The organism is Klenkia sp. AC732 (genome assembly GCF_979256525.1).
Window position 1 is genome coordinate 1 of the sequence record NZ_CEEDOS010000018.1, and the last position, 16,472, is coordinate 16,472.

At 74.8% G+C, this 16,472-nt stretch carries 17 protein-coding genes and 1 pseudogene; 5 read left to right on the forward strand and 13 right to left on the reverse strand.

Annotation, left to right across the window (positions count from 1 at the left end):
- Positions 1-99: 99 nt before the first annotated feature.
- Positions 100-1,995: a primary-amine oxidase gene (locus AC0IVP_RS10400; protein ID WP_471756421.1), complete on the forward strand. Its 1,896-nt coding sequence runs from the start codon at positions 100-102 to the stop codon at positions 1,993-1,995.
- Positions 1,996-2,004: 9 nt separating this feature from the next.
- On the opposite strand, the gene AC0IVP_RS10405 is transcribed toward AC0IVP_RS10400, so the two are convergent.
- Positions 2,005-2,466: a hypothetical protein gene (locus tag AC0IVP_RS10405; protein WP_471756423.1), complete on the reverse strand. Its 462-nt coding sequence runs from the start codon at positions 2,464-2,466 to the stop codon at positions 2,005-2,007.
- An 81-nt stretch (positions 2,467-2,547) separates the two neighbouring features.
- Positions 2,548-3,417, reverse strand: coding sequence for a PP2C family protein-serine/threonine phosphatase (locus tag AC0IVP_RS10410; RefSeq protein ID WP_162245562.1), 870 nt, complete (start codon positions 3,415-3,417; stop codon positions 2,548-2,550).
- Positions 3,418-3,720: 303 nt separating this feature from the next.
- Between AC0IVP_RS10410 and AC0IVP_RS10415 the strand changes: the two genes are divergently transcribed.
- Positions 3,721-4,134 carry a hypothetical protein gene (locus AC0IVP_RS10415; protein WP_471756425.1) on the forward strand — a complete coding sequence of 138 codons (414 nt, stop codon included), beginning with the start codon at positions 3,721-3,723 and terminating at the stop codon, positions 4,132-4,134.
- A gap of 16 nt (positions 4,135-4,150) precedes the next feature.
- Here AC0IVP_RS10415 and AC0IVP_RS10420 read toward each other — a convergent pair whose 3' ends face one another.
- The 5 genes from AC0IVP_RS10420 to AC0IVP_RS10440 form a co-directional block, all read right to left on the reverse strand.
- Positions 4,151-5,107, reverse strand: coding sequence for a DUF2332 family protein (locus AC0IVP_RS10420; protein WP_471756427.1), 957 nt, complete (start codon positions 5,105-5,107; stop codon positions 4,151-4,153).
- A 1-nt stretch (position 5,108) separates the two neighbouring features.
- Positions 5,109-5,843 (reverse strand): VIT1/CCC1 transporter family protein, encoded by a 735-nt coding sequence (locus tag AC0IVP_RS10425; RefSeq protein WP_471756429.1) that lies wholly within the window; start codon positions 5,841-5,843, stop codon positions 5,109-5,111.
- A 53-nt stretch (positions 5,844-5,896) separates the two neighbouring features.
- Entirely contained in the window at positions 5,897-6,373 is a 477-nt protein-coding gene (locus AC0IVP_RS10430) for a DUF2231 domain-containing protein (RefSeq protein ID WP_056295165.1), read from the reverse strand.
- Between the two features lie 73 nt (positions 6,374-6,446).
- Positions 6,447-6,944 (reverse strand): Lrp/AsnC family transcriptional regulator, encoded by a 498-nt coding sequence (locus AC0IVP_RS10435; protein ID WP_471756431.1) that lies wholly within the window; start codon positions 6,942-6,944, stop codon positions 6,447-6,449.
- An 82-nt stretch (positions 6,945-7,026) separates the two neighbouring features.
- Positions 7,027-8,430, reverse strand: a complete 1,404-nt coding sequence (locus tag AC0IVP_RS10440; RefSeq protein WP_056295170.1) for a threonine/serine exporter family protein — start codon at positions 8,428-8,430, stop codon at positions 7,027-7,029.
- Positions 8,431-8,499: 69 nt separating this feature from the next.
- Between AC0IVP_RS10440 and AC0IVP_RS10445 the strand changes: the two genes are divergently transcribed.
- A complete protein-coding gene (locus AC0IVP_RS10445; protein WP_471756433.1) occupies positions 8,500-8,835 on the forward strand; it encodes a hypothetical protein in 336 nt (111 codons plus the stop codon).
- 4 nt (positions 8,836-8,839) lie between these two features.
- On the opposite strand, the gene AC0IVP_RS10450 is transcribed toward AC0IVP_RS10445, so the two are convergent.
- Genes AC0IVP_RS10450 through AC0IVP_RS10465 form a run of 4 tightly spaced genes read right to left on the reverse strand, consistent with a single transcriptional unit; the run spans position 8,840 to position 12,588 of the window.
- Positions 8,840-9,676, reverse strand: coding sequence for an HpcH/HpaI aldolase/citrate lyase family protein (locus AC0IVP_RS10450; protein ID WP_471756435.1), 837 nt, complete (start codon positions 9,674-9,676; stop codon positions 8,840-8,842).
- On the reverse strand, positions 9,673-10,836 hold the full coding sequence (locus AC0IVP_RS10455; protein WP_471756437.1) for an acyl-CoA dehydrogenase family protein: 1,164 nt from the start codon (positions 10,834-10,836) through the stop codon (positions 9,673-9,675). Before AC0IVP_RS10455 ends, AC0IVP_RS10450 begins: the two co-directional genes overlap by 4 nt.
- Before the next feature lies 1 nt (position 10,837).
- Positions 10,838-12,043 carry a CaiB/BaiF CoA transferase family protein gene (locus AC0IVP_RS10460; protein WP_471756439.1) on the reverse strand — a complete coding sequence of 402 codons (1,206 nt, stop codon included), beginning with the start codon at positions 12,041-12,043 and terminating at the stop codon, positions 10,838-10,840.
- The gene (locus tag AC0IVP_RS10465; RefSeq protein WP_471756441.1) at positions 12,040-12,588 is read right to left on the reverse strand and encodes a MaoC family dehydratase; all 549 of its coding nucleotides are present in this window, start codon (positions 12,586-12,588) and stop codon (positions 12,040-12,042) included. The genes AC0IVP_RS10460 and AC0IVP_RS10465 overlap by 4 nt, the downstream gene beginning before the upstream one ends.
- Positions 12,589-12,664: 76 nt before the next feature.
- Between AC0IVP_RS10465 and AC0IVP_RS10470 the strand changes: the two genes are divergently transcribed.
- Positions 12,665-13,861 carry an amidase gene (locus AC0IVP_RS10470; RefSeq protein WP_471756443.1) on the forward strand — a complete coding sequence of 399 codons (1,197 nt, stop codon included), beginning with the start codon at positions 12,665-12,667 and terminating at the stop codon, positions 13,859-13,861.
- Here the strand turns inward: AC0IVP_RS10470 and AC0IVP_RS10475 are convergent.
- Positions 13,851-14,555, reverse strand: a pseudogene (locus AC0IVP_RS10475) (alpha/beta fold hydrolase). The gene AC0IVP_RS10470 and the pseudogene AC0IVP_RS10475 sit on opposite strands and share 11 nt — an antisense overlap.
- A 75-nt stretch (positions 14,556-14,630) precedes the next feature.
- Between AC0IVP_RS10475 and AC0IVP_RS10480 the strand changes: the two are divergent.
- Positions 14,631-15,179: a TetR/AcrR family transcriptional regulator gene (locus AC0IVP_RS10480; protein ID WP_471756445.1), complete on the forward strand. Its 549-nt coding sequence runs from the start codon at positions 14,631-14,633 to the stop codon at positions 15,177-15,179.
- Here AC0IVP_RS10480 and AC0IVP_RS10485 read toward each other — a convergent pair.
- Positions 15,166-16,284: a VOC family protein gene (locus AC0IVP_RS10485; RefSeq protein WP_471756447.1), complete on the reverse strand. Its 1,119-nt coding sequence runs from the start codon at positions 16,282-16,284 to the stop codon at positions 15,166-15,168. The genes AC0IVP_RS10480 and AC0IVP_RS10485 overlap by 14 nt on opposite strands.
- Positions 16,285-16,472 lie beyond the last annotated feature (188 nt).

Here is a 16,472-nt window from a genome sequence, read left to right on the forward strand (position 1 = left end):
GGCCCCCGACACCGACGCCGTCACCCTGCTGCCCGGACGGGCCGCCCTGCTCGACGTCCTCGCACTCCGCCGACCCGACCGACCCCACGGAGCGACCTCATGACCAGCGCGACCCCCACCGCCCACCCGCTGGACCCGCTGTCCGCCGAGGAGTTCCGCGCGGCCGCCGCCGTGCTGCGCCGCGACAAGGGCGTCGCCGAGGGCTGGCGCTTCGCGAACATCGAGCTCCGCGAGCCCGCCAAGGACGTCGTCCGCAGCTGGCAGCCCGGTGACCCGAACCCGCGGGAGGCGCTGGTCACCTGCTTCGACCGGGCCGCGAACGCCGCCTACAAGGCGGTCGTGTCGCTCACCGACGACGCCGTCCTGGAGTGGACGCCGGTGCCCGGCGAGCAGCCCAACATGACCGTCGACGAGTGGCACGAGGCGCACGTCGCGCTGATCGCCGAGCCCCGCGTCGTCGAGTCGCTGGCCGCCCGCGGCATCACCGACCTGGACCTGGTGCTCATCGACACCTGGGCCTACGGGCACTCGCTGATCCCGCAGCAGTTCGCCGACCGCCGGGTCGGCTGGACCGACGTCTGGGTGCGCGCCACGAAGAACGGCAACCCCTACGCCCACCCGGTCAACGGCCTGCACCACGTGGTGGACCTCAACACCATGGAGCTCCTCGACGTCGAGGACACCTTCTCGGTGGCCGCCCCGACCGGAGCGATGGGCGAGTACGTGCCCGCCCTCGTCCCCGGCCTGGTGCAGCGTCAGGACGTCAAGGCCTTCGAGGTCACCCAGCCCGAGGGCGTCTCCTTCACCCTGGAGGGCAACGAGCTGACCTGGCTGGGCTGGTCGATGCGGATCGGGTTCAACCACCGCGAGGGCCTCGTGCTGCACCGCGTGGGCATCGACGGGCGCTCGGTCGCGCACCGGATGAGCTTCGCCGAGATGGTCGTGCCCTACCGCGACCCCGGTGAGGACCACTACCGCCGCACCGCCTTCGACATCGGCGAGTGGGGCCTGGGCTTCATGACGACGAGCCTGGAGCTGGGCTGCGACTGCCTGGGCGAGATCACCTACGTCGACGCCGTGCTGCACGACAGCCACGCCGAGCCGTACACGATCAAGAACGCGATCTGCATCCACGAGGAGGACGACGGCGTCCTGTGGAAGCACGTCGACGAGAACGCCGGCGCCGAGGTCCGCCGCTCCCGCCGGCTGGTGGTCAGCTTCCACGCGACCGTCGCCAACTACGAGTACCTCGTCTACTGGCGCTTCTACCAGGACGGCCAGATCGAGTGCGAGGTCCGGGCGACCGGGATCATGGTGACCTCGGCGTTCGAGGACGGCCCGCCGCCGCACGGCACCGTCGTCGACGACCACACCTACGCCCCGATCCACCAGCACTTCATCGTGGCGCGGCTGGACATGGAGGTCGACGGGCCGGCCAACACCGTCGTCCAGACGCACACCGAGGCGCTGCCGGTCGGCGAGCGGAACCCCTACGGCCTGGCGCTGACCCAGAAGTCGACGCCGATCACCACCGAGGGCGGCTTCGACCCCGACTGGGCCTCGCAGCGGGCCTGGAAGGTGACCAGTGCGGAGAAGACCAACGCCTGGGGCACGCCGACGGCCTACAAGCTGTCCCCCGGAGCGGCGATCCCCGCACTGGCGGGCCCGGAGTCACCGCTGGTGCAGCGCGCCGGCCTCGTCGAGCACACCGTCTGGGTGACGCCCTACGACCGCGAGGAGCGCTGGCCGGCCGGGGAGTTCTGCAACCAGAGCTCGCGGGACGCCGGACTGCCGGAGTGGACGAAGTCGCAGCGGTCCACCGAGGCCACCGACGTCGTCCTGTGGCACGTGTTCGGCATCCACCACGTGCCGCGGGTGGAGGACTGGCCGGTGATGCCGGTGGACATCGTCCGGTTCGAGCTCAAGCCCAGCGGCTTCTTCGACCGCAACCCCACCCTGGACGTGCCGCCGTCGAAGGGCTCGCACTGCCACTGAGCCGGCGGCTCAGGGGTAGCGGACGGCCCGTCCGGGGGCGCCGACGCGGGCGATGGCCAGGCCGAGCGCGGCCAGCCGGAGCACCTCGACGGCGTCCCGGCCGGGGACGACGGGGCTGACCCCGGCGGCCGCCGGGACCTCGAGGGCGCCCAGCAGCCGGGTGGCGGCGTCCTCGGGGACGTCGTCGGTGACGACGGCGAACTCGGCCGGCCCGCAGCGGGCCAGCCACTCGCCCTCGAGCAGGACGCCGGCGAGCGCGTCGGAGACGGCGACCAGGGTGCCGGCGCCCAGCGGTGCCGTGTCGCGGACCAGCCCGAGGACCACCAGCCCGGAGACGGCGGACCCGGCGACGGGTCGGCGGAGTGCGAGGACGTCGAGCAGGGCGGCCCGTCCGGGCAGCAGGGTGACGGCGTCGGTGTCGGGGGCCCCGGGCGGGGTCGACGTGCGCGGTCCGTCGAGCAGCGTGGTCACGCGCTCACTGTCGGACCGGTCGGTCCGGACCTGGAGTCGGCGCGCCGGGACCCACCCGCAGGGGTGACGGGTGGGGCGGGATCAGCTGCCGGCGGACCCCGCGGCGCCGGCGACCGGCCGGAAGGCGCCGGTCGAGGGGCCGGGCCAGAGCGCCTCGAGGGCCTCCAGGGTCTCGTCGCGCCCGCTGCCCGCGGCGCCGACGGTGCGGTGCCGGGCCGGCAGCACGGGCCCGGCGACCACGTCGGCGACCACGACGGTGACGTTGTCCGAGGCGGGGGCGGCCAGTGCCGCGCCCAGCAGGGTGGCGGCAGCCTGGTCGGGGTTCTCGGCCAGCGCGAGGTGCTCGGCGATGGTCTGCGGGGAGAGCGCGCCGGACAGGCCGTCGGAGCACACCAGCAGCCGGTCGCCGGGGACGACGTCCACCCAGTGCACCTCGAGGCCCTCGGTGTCGTCGGTGCCGCCGTGCAGGGCGGCGTAGACGGCGGAGCGCTGGGGGTGGACCAGCGCCTCCTCCTCGGTGATGCTGCCGGCGTCGATGAGCGCCTGGACCAGCGTGTGGTCGCGGGTGAGCTGCACCAGCTCGGGGGCGCGGTAGCGGTAGGCCCGGGAGTCGCCGATGTGGGCGAGCACGCCGTGGTCGCCCACGACGCCGATGGCCGACATGGTGGTGGCCATGCCCTCCAGGCGGGGGCGCTGGCCGACGGCGGCGCGGATGCGCTCGTTGGCCCCGGACACGACCTGGGCCAGGCCGCCGTCGGGCTCGTCGTCCAGGGTGCCGCGGCCCAGGGGGGCCAACCAGGACACCACCAGGGACGACGCGACGGCGCCGCCGACGTTGCCGCCGACCCCGTCGGCCACCGCGATCAGGGACGGCGCGGCGAGCCCGGAGTCCTGGTTGTCGGGGCGGGGACCGGTGTGCGAGCGCGCAGCGGCCACGAACGACAGCGCCACACCCACCTCGACCTCGTCATCTCCCTCGGGGAACCCGTGATCAGTAGAACAGCCCGGCCGCTCGTGTGCCCGCCCGAGACGCCGTGACGTGACCCGGGCGGGTGGGTGACGCCCACCTCCTGGACGAGGAGCAGCCGGCAGCCACCCGTGGGCACAGGTGTGCGGTGCAACCACCTCACCTGCACGGACGCGGTGCTCGGACCGTCACCGACTCGTGACCCACCGCGGCGATGCGCTGGTTAGATTCGTCGGGGCGATCCGAGACCGGTGGTCGCCAGAAACGATCACGGGGTGAGTGGCGGCGTGAGCGGTACGTCCTGGGTGGCGTGGGAGGTCGACTGCGTGCAGCGGTCGGGCCGGTGGTCGGCGACGGTCCGGGGGACGGGTCTGCCGGCGTCCACGGGGCACGCGGACCCGGCGGCACTGGTCTTCGCCGCCGTCGACCTGATGACCGCCCGGGCCGGTGTCCACCCGCACCGGATGCGCCTGCACCCGCCGGCCGGGACGACGTTCGGGGCCTGGTTCCCGCCCGGGCGCAGCGACCACCGCACCCGCACCGTCGACGGCCAGGACTGGTCGGACACCTGGACGGCGACGCCGGACCCCGACGCCCCGGCCGCGGTGCTGGTCAGCACCCGCAGCGCCGCGGTGCCCGTTCGCGCCGTCCCCACCCCGCGCCGTCCCGAGCAGGCGCGCAGCACCGACCCGACCCCCTGACCCCCGGCGGCGCTCGTCAGCCGAGCCAGTCGAGGGAGCCGCCGTGCGGGGCGGTCCAGGCGACCGGCGTCCCGTCGACGGCGAGCAGGAAGCGCTCGTCGGTGGCGGGGTGCGGCGGCACGGCGAGCTCGGTGAACACCTCGGGCCCCTCCTGGGACACCCAGTGCACCGGCAGCGACCGCACCAGCTCGACGAACGCCGACCGGCCGGCCGCGGGCAGGTAGGTCAGCACCGCGGTGTGGAAGACCACCGGCGTCACCCCGGCGGGCAGCGAGGCGACGGCGTCGGGCAGCACCTCGAGCAGGTCCCCAGTGACCATCCGGGCCGGCTCCCGACCGGCGACCGCCGCGGCGGCGGACAGCCGGGCGACCCGCTCGTCGTGGCCGGGACCCGGCCAGACCAGCGCGCGCAGCCAGGCGCCGTCCGCGACCGGGTCCAGCGGGTTCAGGTCGATCCCCACCCGGACGGCGACCTCGGGCAGCCGGGCGGGCAACGGCGGTGCCCCGGTCACCTCGCACCCGATGACCAGCTCGGACTCCCCCAGCCGGCCACCGGGGCGGTAGTCGTAGGCGTACCGGTCCGGGTACAGGCACAGCCCGGCGGAGGCGCCGACCTCGATCAGCGCGAGCGGTCCGGGCAGCCCCGCCAGCGCGGGCAGCAGGGCCGCGCAGCGGGCGGGCTCGTTGGTCTGGGTGGCGCGGGCGAGCACCTCGGTGCGCACCCGGTCGACGTCGTCCAGCACCCAGGCGCGGAGCTCGGCGTCGTCCGCCGGTGGCCGGTCGTGCAGCAGGGTCAGGACGCCGAGCAGCAGGTTGGGCTGGCGCTTGAGCGGAGGCAGGGCGGCCAGGAAGGCAAGCAGGTCCGGGTCGGCAGCGACCCCGGTGGCCAGGGCCGCGTAGTGCGGGGAGCGGACCGGGGCCTCGTGGTCGGCGAAGGCGCGCCAGCGCCGGGCGACGGCAGCAGGGTCACCCACGTCAGAGCCCGATCCCGCCGACCAGCGCCCCGATCGCGAAGGTCACCGCCATCGCCAGCGCCCCACCGGCGACCAGCCGGACGACGGCCGGCCGCACCGGGGCACCGCCCAGCCGGGCGCTGAGCACCCCGGTCAGCGCCAGCGCGAGCAGCACGACCACGAAGGTCACCGGCACCCGGGCGCCGGCCGGGGGCAGCAGGATCGCGGCCAGCGGCAGCAGGGAGCCGACGGTGAAGGCCACCGCGGAGGCGCCCGCGGCGTGCCAGGGGTTGGTCAGCTCGTCGGGGTCGATGCCCAGCTCGGCCTCGACGTGCGCGGCGAAGGCGTCCTCGGCGGTCAGCTCCTCGGCGACCGTGCGGGCGGTCTGCGGGGACAGGCCCTTGGACTCGTAGATGGCGGCCAGCTCGGCGAGCTCCTGCTCGGGCATCTCGGCGAGCTCGACCCGCTCCTTGTCCAGCAGCGCCTGCTCGCTGTCGCGCTGACTGCTCACCGACACGTACTCACCCAGCGCCATGGAGACCGCCCCGGCGACCAGGCCGGCGACCCCGGCGGTGAGCACCGGCGCGTGGGCAGTGGTCGCCCCCGCGACGCCGACGACCAGCCCGGCGGTCGACACGATCCCGTCGTTGGCGCCCAGGACGCCGGCGCGCAGCCAGTTCAGCCGGGTGCCCAGCGCCCCGGCGTGCGGTTCGGCGGGGTGGGTGCCGACCGGTGCGGCGGGTTCGTCGAGGCTCACGGGGGCGAATGTAGGTCGATCCCCGGGCCCCGACCAGCATGGTCAGGCTGCGCTCAGTCGCCGTCTGCCGTCCCGCCGGAGGACACGTCGGACCAGGTGGCCTCGGCCCCCGAGTGCCCGATCCGGACCACCTGCTGGGTGACACCGACGACCGCGATGACGGCCAGCACCGCGGCGACCAGACCAACGACCCGGCGCGCTCCGGCGGGACGGCGACCGAGCAGGTGGACGACCACGGCCATGACGAACAGCGCCACCATCCAGGGCAGCAGGCCGTCGGCGAGCTCGGAGTGCGCCTCGATGAGCGAACTGCGCCCGACCATCCGCTCCAGGTCCTCCCCGCTCGCCGTCGACAACGGGGTGAGCACCAGGCCGACGAGTGCGACGAGCGGGGTCACGATCCCCAGCCGGCGCCGGGCGGCAGGCCAGAGGGCGTGCAGCAGGACGAGCAGCGCGCCGAGCGGGACGAGCACGACCGTCGCGTGCACGATCAGCGGGTGGGCGGGCAGGCCGAACAGGGTCTCGGGCACGTCGTGTCTCCTCCGGTGAGGAGGTCAGTACGTCACGCCTGCGTGTGCCGGGACTGTGCGCCGCACACCGTCCTCACAGGACGGGCGGGTCCCCACCGTCGGCCCGCCGGGTGCCCCAGGCGTAGGTCTGCTTCCGCAGGCCCAGGTACAGGAAGGTCTCGGTGGACTCGACGCCGTCGACGGCGCGGATCCGGCTGACGGTGTCCAGCAGCTGCTCGTCGTCGGCGCAGACCACCTCGACCAGCAGGTCCAGCGAGCCGGCGGAGATGACCACGTAGTCGACCTCGTCGAAGGCGGCGAGCGCGTCGGCGACGACCCGGGTGTCGCCGTGGGTGCGGATGCCGACCATGGCTTGGCGGGGGAAGCCGACCTGCCGGGGGTCGGTGACGGCGACGATCTGCATGACCCCGGCGTCCAGGAGCCGCTGCACCCGCTGCCGGACGGCGGCCTCGCTCAGCCCCACGGCCTCGGCGATCCGCGCGTAGGGACGGCGACCGTCCTGCTGGAGCTGCTCGATGATGGCCCGCGAGGTGTCGTCCAGCGCCAGCGCAGGGCGTTCCCGAGACGTCATGCGGTCCTCCCCCACGGACACCGTCGCCGGACGGCTGCCGGACGACGAGAAGCGTAGTGCGACGGCGGCCCGCCGGGAACGCTCACTCGCTGAGGGCAGCCCGGCGGCGCACCCGCCGCTCGAACCGGTCCAGCCGCCCGCCCAGCGGTCGGCCCAGGTAGCGGCCGAGCACGACCCCGGCGGCCAGGGCGAGGCCGACGGCGGCGGCACCCACGAGTCCGGAGGCGCCGCCGGCCACGTCGCCGTCCACGACGACGGCGAACAGCCCGCGGTAGATGGCCAGGCCGGGCAGCAGGGGCACGATGCCGCAGACCGCGACCAGCAGGGCCGGGACGCGGAGCCGGTCGCCGAGGGCCTCTCCGCAGAAGCCGACGACCACGGCCGCGGCGGCGCTGGTCACGGCCGCCCCGCCACCGAGCCCGGCGGCGACCGACGACGTCGTCCAGGCCAGCGCACCGGAGAGCACGGCGACGGCGATGGCCCGCGGCCGGGCGTAGGAGGCCAGCGCCCAGGCGCCACCCATGACGGCCGCGGCGACCAGCGTGATCCCGAAGGGCACGGTCACCGTGGCGGGGTCGACCACCCGCAGCGGCACCTCCCAGCGCTGGGCCAGGTCCAGCACACCCGCGATGCCGACGACGATGCCGGTGGTCAGCGTGACCACCTCGAAGGCCCGGGCGGCCGCGGTGACCGGGAACCCGCTGATCGCGTCCTCCGCGGCGCCGACCAGCGACAGCCCGGCCAGCAGCACGACGATGCCGGCGGCGACCACCAGCGACGCCCGGACGTCGACCCCGGCGACCACGAGCAGCACCGCCGTCCCGGTGGCGATCGCGGCGCCCGCGGCCTGCTGGAAGAACACCGGCAGCCCGCGGCGGTTCAGCGCGCGGATGGTGCGCTCGACGACGGCGGTGGTGACCGCGGCGACCAGGGCGACCAGCCAGTCCCCGCCGAGCAGGAACGCGACGCAGCCGGCGACCCCAGACCAGCCGAGGGCGTGGATCTGCCGCCGGTAGGGGTGCGGGGCGGCCAGCACGTCGTCCAGGCTGCGGTGGGCCTCCTCGAGGTCCAGCCGGTCGCCCGTGACCCGGGCGGCGAGGTCGGTGATGCCCTGCAGCCGGGTGTAGTCGACGCCGCGCGGGCGGACGATGCGCATCAGCACGACCGGGGGCAGCCCGTCGGGGTCGTGCCCGATGGTCAGCGAGGTGAACGTCATGTCCACCTGGCAGTCGGTGAGCCCGTAGGCGGCGGCGACCCGCAGCACGGTGGCCGTGACGTCGGCGGCCGAGGCGCCGACGGCCATCATCGACTCCCCGATCCGCAACGCCAGCCCCAGCGCGGAGCGCGCGGTCTCGGCGTCGACACCGCTGGGCCGGGCCCGCAGCGCGAGCGGCTCGGTGGGCGGTCCGGTGCCGGAGACGGCGCGCCGGGCCTTCTCGGGCAGTCGCCCCCAGCCGTGCCGGGGGACGGCGGGCCGATCGGTCACTGACGCAGGCTACGGACCGCGGCGCCCAGGCCCTCGCTGCCCGTCGGCGCGGCGCCCTAGCCTGCGCGCGTGTCCGAGACCACCGTGGCCGGCCCCTCGCAGGTCGGTGCCGCGCCGGTGGCTGCCGTCGTGACGCTCGTGCTGGCTGGTGCGGCGGCGGCCGTGTTCGGTGGCCTGGCGGTCGCCCCGGAGTCGCTGGGAGCCCTGGTGTGGCTGCTGGGCTGGGTGCTGCTGACCTGGGCGGTGCTCGTGGGCAGCGTCTGCGCGGTCCAGCTGGGCCGCGGGTTGCTCGGCGGTCGCCCGGCCGCCTGGCCCACCTGGGTGCTGCTCGGCGTGGGCCTCGCGGTGGTCGCCGTGCTCGTCACGGAGCACCCGCTGTGGGGCAGCGGCTCGGGCGTCGGCTGACCGGTCAGGTCGCCAGCGCGAGGGCGCTGCGGGCCTGCCGGGCGACGGCCTCGTCCAGCAGCCTCCCGTCGGCGCCGACGGCCACCCCCGGGGACGCCGCGAGCCGGGCGAGCACGTCGCGGGCGGCGGCGACCTCGTCGGCGCTGGGCCGGCAGACCCGCTCGACGACGGCGACCTGCGCCGGGTGGATGCAGGCCCGGCCGCGGAACCCGAGCGCCAGCAGTGCCCTGGTCTGCGCCTCGAAGGCGTCGAGGTCGCGGAACTCGGTGGACACCGCGCCCGGTGGCGGCGCGATGCCGGCGGCGGCCGAGGCGAGGACGACGGTGCTGCGGGCCAGCAGCAGCTCGGTGCCGTCCCGGCCGGGGGTGACGCCGAGGTCGGCGGCCAGGTCGACCTCGCCCAGCTGCAGGCAGCGCACCCGTGGGCCGGCGGCCAGCGCGGGCGCGGCGAGCACGCCGGCGGCGCTCTCCACCAGCGGGCTGACGCCCAGGCTGCACGGGGCGCGGCCGGTGGCGGCCTCGGCGGCGGACAGCTGGTCGTGCACCCGGTCCAGCAGCGCCGGGGACCCGGCCTTGGGCAGCACCACGCCGGTCAGGCGCGGGGTCCGGGCGACGGCGTCGACGTCGTCCCGGCCGCGGCCGCCGGTGTTGACCCGCACCCAGACCTCGCCGTCCCCGGCCTCGCCGTGCAGCCACTCGACGACGGCGTCGCGGGCGGCGTCCTTGCCGGCGGGCGGGACGGCGTCCTCCAGGTCCAGGACGACGGCGGCCCCGGTGCGCACGGCCTTGTCGAACCGGTCGGGCCGGTCGCCGGGCACGTAGAGCCAGCTGCGGACGCTCACCCGACGACGGTGGTGCCGGCGACCAGGGACTTGGCGATGACGGTGCGCAGCACGTCGTTTGTGCCCTCGCCGATGGCCATCAGCGGGGCGTCGCGGTAGAGCCGCTCGACGACGAACTCGGTGGAGTAGCCGTAGCCGCCGTGGATCCGCATGGCCTCCAGCGAGAGCGCCAGGGCGGTCTCCGAGGCGAACACCTTGGCCATGCCGGACTCGGCGTCGACGCGCTGGCCGGCGTCGGCCTTGGAGGCGGCCCAGTAGGTGAGCAGCCGGGCGGCCTGCAGCTGGGTGGCCATCTCGGCGAGCTTGAGCGCGATGGCCTGGAACTCCGCGATCGGGTGGCCGAACGCCTCGCGCTCGCCCGCGTACTTCAGTGCCGCGTCGTAGGCGGCCTGGGCGACGCCGACGCTGCGGCCGGCGATGTTGAGCCGGCCGATCTCCAGGCCGGACAGGGCCTGCTTCATGCCCAGGCCCTCGACGCCGCCGAGCAGGTCGGTGGCCGGCACCCGGACGTCGACCAGCGAGATCTCGCAGGACTCGGTGCCCTTGTAGCCGAGCTTGCCCAGGTCCCGGCTGACCTCGAACCCTGGCGACGACGTGTCCACCAGCAGCAGGGACATGCCGCGGTGCCGGGGCTCGGCCGCCGGGTCGGTCTTCACCAGGACGGGCAGCACGTCCGCGTGCCGGGCGTTGGTGATCCAGGTCTTGGTGCCGTTGACGACGTAGTGGTCGCCGTCCAGGACCGCCGTCGTCGCGATGCCCTGCAGGTCGGTGCCGGCCCCGGGCTCGGTGAGGCCGACGCCGGTGCGCCACTCGCCGGTGGCCAGCTTGGGCAGGAAGCGCTGCTTCTGCTCGTCGGTGCCGTGCTCGGCGATCATCCAGGCCGACAACCCGTGGCTGCCGAGGATGCCGGCGATGCCCATCCAGCCGCGGCTGATCTCCTCGTAGACGAGGGTGAAGCTGACCATGTCCAGCGCCAGGCCACCGAACTCCTCGGGCGTGGTCAGGCCGAACAGGCCCATCGCCTTGAGGTGGTCGACGATCTCGGTCGGGTAGCGGCCGGTGCGCTCCCACTCCGAGGCCACCGGCACGATCTCGCGGTCGACGAAGCGGCGCAGCGCCTGCTGGAAGTCGCGCTGCTCCTCGTTGAGGGTGAAGTCCACGTCAGCTCCTGGTCTCGCCGAAGGCGCCCGCTGCTTCGAGCGCAGCCACCTTCTCGGGTGGGTAGCCGAGCAGGTCGGCGGTGATCTCGTGCTGGTGCTCGTTGCGGTGCGGGGCGCGGCGGTGCTCGGTGTGCTGCTCGCCGAAGCGGACCGGGCTGCCGACCTGCCGGACGGTGCCCCAGTGCGGGTGCTCGGTCTCCAGCAGCAGCCCGCGGGCGGCGGCCTGCGGGTCGGCCAGGGCCTGGTGGACGTCGTTGACCGGCGACGACGGCACCCCGGCGGCGGCCAGCAGCGCCAGCCAGTGGGCCACCGGGTGCTTCGCGATCTCCCCGCGCAGCTCGGGGAGCAGCTCGGCTCGGTGCACGTCGCGGGCGGTGAAGCTGGCGAACCTCTCGTCGTCCCCCAGGTCGGGGCGGCCGAGGACGGCGACCAGCCGCTGCCAGAACTTCTCCTTGGCACACCCCACGACCAGCCAGCCGTCGCTGGCCGCGAAGGCCTGGAACGGGACGAGCGAGGGGTGCGCGGAGTCGACGGTGCGGACCGGTTCGTACCCGGCGTTGAGCGCCCAGGTGGCCGGGTAGGTCAGCAGCGACATGGCGGTGTCGTAGAGGGAGACGTCGCAGTCGCCACCGACGCCGTCCCGCCTGGCGGCGTGCAGGCCGGCCATCAGCGAGAGCGCGGCGACGAAGCCGCTGGAGAAGTCGACGAGGCTCAGCCCGGTCTTGGTGGGCGGGCCGCCGGGGTCACCGGTGAGGCTCATCCAGCCGGCGATGCCCTGCAGCACGTAGTCGTAGCCGGGTTCGGCGGCGCGCGGGCCGGTCATCCCGAAGCCGGTGAGGCTGCAGCACACGACTGCGGGGTTGAGGTGGGCGAGGTCGGCGTACCGGATGCCGATCTTGGCCGGGACGTCGCCGCGCAGGTTGGACCAGACGGCGTCGCTGCTGCGGACCAGGTCCTCGAACACCTCGCGGCCGGCCGGGGTGGAGATGTCCAGGCTGAGACTCTGCTTGTTGCGGTTGAAGGTCTCGAAGAACAGCGACTCCTCGCCGGCCGCGTAGGGCGGGACGTAGCGGCCGATGTCGCCGCCGGTGCGCGGGTCCTCGATCTTGATGACCTGGGCGCCGAGGTCGGCCAGGTGCACGCTGCCGAACGGGCCGGCGCCGTACTGCTCCAGGGCGACGATCCGGACGTCCTCCAGCGGCCTCATCCCTGCTGCGCCGATGCTGCCGGGTCCTGCAGGGGCCCGGTCTTGGCCTGCGGGAAGTGCCCCTGCCCGATCCCGGACTCCCGCGTGGCCACCATGACCGACCGCTTGAACGAGATGCACTCGTCGCCCTCGGAGGTCAGCCCGCGGGTCACCATCGACACGATGCCCGCGTACGGCCGGGACCTGCTGGCCCGCAGCCCGGTGCACAGGCTCTCCGCGTAGAGGGTGTCGCCGACGTAGACCGGGTGGGTCAGCCGGACGTCGGTCATCTCCAGGTTCGCCACCGCGTTCTGGCTCATGTCCAGCACGCTCAGGCCCAGCGTCAGGGCGATCGTCAGCCCCGAGTTCACGATGACACGGCCGCCGGTAATGGGGTTCTGGGCGGCGAGGTGCGCGTTGACGTGCTGCTGGTTGGTGTTCATCGTCAGCATCGTCAGCCAGGTGTTGTCGGCCTCGGAGATCGTGCGGCCGAGCGGGTGCTGGTAGACGTCGCCCACGACGTAGTCCTCGAAGTACCGACCCAGGACGGCTGGGTGTGTGGCCATTGGAGACCTCCCTCGACAGCCGGACGGTAAACGTCTGATGATTAGCCGCGCAAGCCCCCGAACCCGCGGAGGACCCATGGACGACGCCGGAACCAACTCCGTGATCCGCCGGGTCGAGCGCCCCCCGGTCCCGGGCGGCGTCTTCTCCGGGATCCGGCTCGGGGTGAAGGACAACATCGACGTCGCCGGCGGGCCGACGACCTGCGGTTCCGCCTTCTTCGCCGACCGGGTGCCGGCTTCGGACGCCGAGGTCGTGCAGCGGCTGACCGCTGCCGGCGCCCAGCTGGTGGCGACGCTGAACCTCAGCGAGTTCGCCGTCGGGGTGACCAACCAGAACTCCGCCGCCGGCCCGTGCCGGAACCCGTGGGACCTCGACCGGGTGCCGGGTGGTTCGTCGGGCGGCTCGGGCGCCGCGGTCGCCGCCGGGGTGGTGGACCTGGCGCTGGGCACGGACACCGGCGGGTCGATCCGGCTGCCGGCGTCGGCGTGCGGCGTGGTCGGCCTCCGACCGACCATCGGCTCGATCCCGACGGACGGCGTCTTCCCGGTCTGCGACGACGTCGACACCGTGGGCCCGCTGGCCCGGGACGTCGCGCTGGTGGCCCGGGCGCAGCGGGTGCTCACCGGCTCCACGGCGGCGCTGCCCGCGTCCGCCGCCCCCCGCCGGATCGGGCTGCCGGTGCAGCTGCTGACCGACGTCGACCCCGGCGTCCGGGCGGTGGTGGACGCGGCGGTGGCGGTGTTCGGGGCCGAGGTCGTGCCGTTCGAGGTCGAGGGCCTGCTCGAGGCGCAGGACATCGTCTACACGCTGGTCTACGCCGACCTGGCCCGGATCCACGCCGACCGGCTGGCCACGGCACCGGAGCGGTTCCACCCCGACACGCTGGTCCGGGTCGGGCTGGGACGGTCGATCACCGCCGACGAGCGGGCGTCCGCCGTCCGCGCCCGGCAGGCGCTGCAGGACCGGATCTCCGCGGCGCTGGACGGCGTCGCCCTGCTGCTCACGCCCACGCTGCCGGTGGACGTGCCGCGGGCCGACCCGGACGACGTGCTGCGGGTGTCCCGGCGGCTGGGCCAGCTGACCTACCCGTGGTCGCTGCACGCCGGGCCGACGCTGGCGCTGCCGGTGGGCCGGCACCCGGACTCCGGGATGCCGGTGGGCGTGCAGCTGACCGCGCCGGTGGACGGCGAGGACGTGCTGCTGGCGGCCGGGCTGTGGTTCCAGGAGCAGACCTCCTGGCACACCGCCCGACCGCCGGTGGTCAGCCGCTGAGGCCGAGCACCAGGTCGCACACCTCGGCCGGTCGGGAGAGGAACGGGTGGTGCCCGGCGTCCATCTCCACGACCCGGCCAGCCCGCCGGGCGAACTCGCGCTGCCGCTCGGCCGGTGTCCCCCGGTCGTCGGCGCAGACCAGGTAGGTCGAGGGGACGTCGTGCCACGCGGCCGCCCCGACGGTCTGGCCGAGGACCTGCACGCCCTGCCGGGCCAGGTGCTCGGCGGCCTGCTGCTGCACCTAGCCGTCGCAGTCCTGCAGGAAGGTGTCCACCAGCAGCTCGGGCCGGACGGCGAAGGTCCCGGCGTCCGGGTCGACGACCAGGAAGGGGGCCGGACCGCCGTCCCCGCCGAAGTCGGCCAGGCACTGCCCGACCTCCGGCAGGTAGCTGGAGACGAGCAGCAGATGCCGCACGGTGTCCACCCCGGCGGCGGCCTCGGCGGTGACGATCCCGCCGTAGCTGTGCGCCACCACCACGGTCGGCTCGTCGCTGCTGGTCAGCACGGCGCGGACGGCGGCGGCGTCCTCGGGCAACCCGGGTCCGCCGGCGCCGGCGGTCTGGCCGGTCTCCCCGCAGCTGGGCAGGGCCGGCGCGACGCTGTCGACTCCCTGCTGGGCCAGCAGCTCCGCGGTGCGGTGCCACCACCAGGCGCCGTCCCGGACGCACGCCCCGTGCACGAACACGACCCTCATCGCTGCTCCCCGCCCTCGTCCACTCCGTCGCCGAGAACGCTAGACGTAGCGATCGTTACGCGAAAAGCTGTGGCCGTGGGACGACGACCGCAGCCGGAGATCCGGGAGCAGCTGCTCGATGCCTGCGCCGACCACGCGCTCGCCCACGGCCTGCCCGACCGGATCGGCCCGTTCGTCGCGGCCACCGGCACGTCGGCACGGATGCTGCTGTACCACTTCGGCACCCGCAACCTGCTGCTGCGGTCCGTCCTGGAGCGCGCCCGGCAGCGTCAGATCGCCGCGTACGAGGGGCTGCTGCGGGCCCGCGCCGACGAGCCGTACACCGACACCCTGGCCCGCGCCTGGGCCGGCATCTCGGGCCCGGACGGGGCGCCGTTCCTGCGGGTGTTCTCGCCCTTGCGCGAGGACGCCGACCAGCAGCTGTGGCCGGAGTTCCGGCGGCTGGCCACCACCGACTGGCTCAGCCCGCTCGAAGCGGGGCTGGCCACCCTCGGGCGCCCGGAGCTGGCCACGCTGGTGCTGGCCGTCATCCGCGGGCTGCTGATCGACCGGCAGACCACCGGCGACGCGGAGCGCACCGACGCCGCCTCCGCGGAGTTCCTGACCTCGCTCAGCCCGAGGTGACGACGAGTTCGTTGCCCTCGGGGTCGGCGACCCGGCCGTCGTCGAGCAGCCGGCCGCCCGCCGCTAGAGCGGTGTCGATCCGGTCCCCGACGGCGTCCTCGGGCACGGTCAGCACGAGGTGCAGGCGGTTGCGCTGGCGGCGGCGGTCCTCCTCGGTCGGGTCGAGGGGCTGGAAGACCATCACCGGTCCGAGCCGGCGCGGGTCGTGGATCTCGGTGAGCCCGGGCCGCTCGTCGGGGACGTAGCCGAGCACCGCCGTCCAGAACGCCTGCACGGCGGCGACGTCGGCGGCGTCGAGGAACAGCTGCAGGAAGCGGGGCAGCCGCGGGTCAGCGACGGCGCCGAGGTCGTGGGCGGCGGACTGCAGTCGGGTGGCCAGCGCGAGGACGTCGGCCGCCGACGCGCAGACGCCGTCCTCCCACTGGTCCTTGCCGCTGTCGAGCACGACCAGCCCGGGTCGGACGTCGACGAGCAGCGGCAGGCCGGTGCCGGCGACCAGGTCCGCCGCGGCGGCGGCGAGCTGCGCGGGTGAGTCGGTGCGGTAGCAGGCCATCGCGCTGAACACCGCCCACCAGTCGTCGGCGCCGTCGCCCAGCGGTCCGCCCGGGAGCAGGTCGACCTCGTTGCCCTCGGGGTCGACCTGTCGGACGCCGTACGGACCCGATCCCGCGCCCAGCCCCAGCTCCGCGACCGCCGGGGCGGGGCGGACGACGTCCAGGTGGATCCGGTTGCGCAGCGGTCGGTGCTCGTCGGACGGCCCGATCAGCAGGGCCGGGTCGCGGTCTGCGGGACCGGGCCCGAACACCGACCCCCAGAACCGGGCCGCGCCTGCCGGGTCCGCGGACTCCAGGACGACGTCCAGCCGCTGGAGCGGTCCGGGATCGGCGGTCAGCCCGAGGTCACGGGCCGCCGTCGACACCGCGGCGGCGTGCTCGGCGGAGGCCAGCCGCACCCGGGCGCCGCCGGCCCGGACGTCGACGGCGCTGCCGGGCGCAAGCTCCACGACACGGCTGGCCAGCGCCGCAACCTCCACCTGGGACGGCGCGTCGAACCACGCCGTCACCGAGCCGCCGATGCTGCGCCAACCAGTCTCCGGGTCCAACATCCCGGAACTGTAATCCCGTTGCGGCCCCGCCGCGCGATCGTTCCGGGAAGGTGCCATCTTGCGCCACCGGATGCATTCCAGGTGAACGAAACCAAGCGCATCACCCGGCCCGTCCGCCGGGCCCGGAGCGGCATAGAGCTCTGGCGACCCAAGCAATGATTGGCGGACGTAAGAACCGTACGCGCCGA

What these genes read in the sequence shown, in the direction of transcription:
- AC0IVP_RS10435 (WP_471756431.1), bottom strand. Translation starts at nt 6,944, where the DNA reads ATGACGTCTCGGGAACGCCCTGCGCTGGCGCTGGACGACACCTCGCGG.
- AC0IVP_RS10485 (WP_471756447.1), bottom strand. Translation starts at nt 16,284, where the DNA reads ATGTTGGACCCGGAGACTGGTTGGCGCAGCATCGGCGGCTCGGTGACG.
- AC0IVP_RS10465 (WP_471756441.1), bottom strand. Translation starts at nt 12,588, where the DNA reads ATGGCCACACACCCAGCCGTCCTGGGTCGGTACTTCGAGGACTACGTC.
- AC0IVP_RS10400 (WP_471756421.1), top strand. Translation starts at nt 100, where the DNA reads ATGACCAGCGCGACCCCCACCGCCCACCCGCTGGACCCGCTGTCCGCC.
- AC0IVP_RS10460 (WP_471756439.1), bottom strand. Translation starts at nt 12,043, where the DNA reads ATGAGGCCGCTGGAGGACGTCCGGATCGTCGCCCTGGAGCAGTACGGC.
- AC0IVP_RS10470 (WP_471756443.1), top strand. Translation starts at nt 12,665, where the DNA reads ATGGACGACGCCGGAACCAACTCCGTGATCCGCCGGGTCGAGCGCCCC.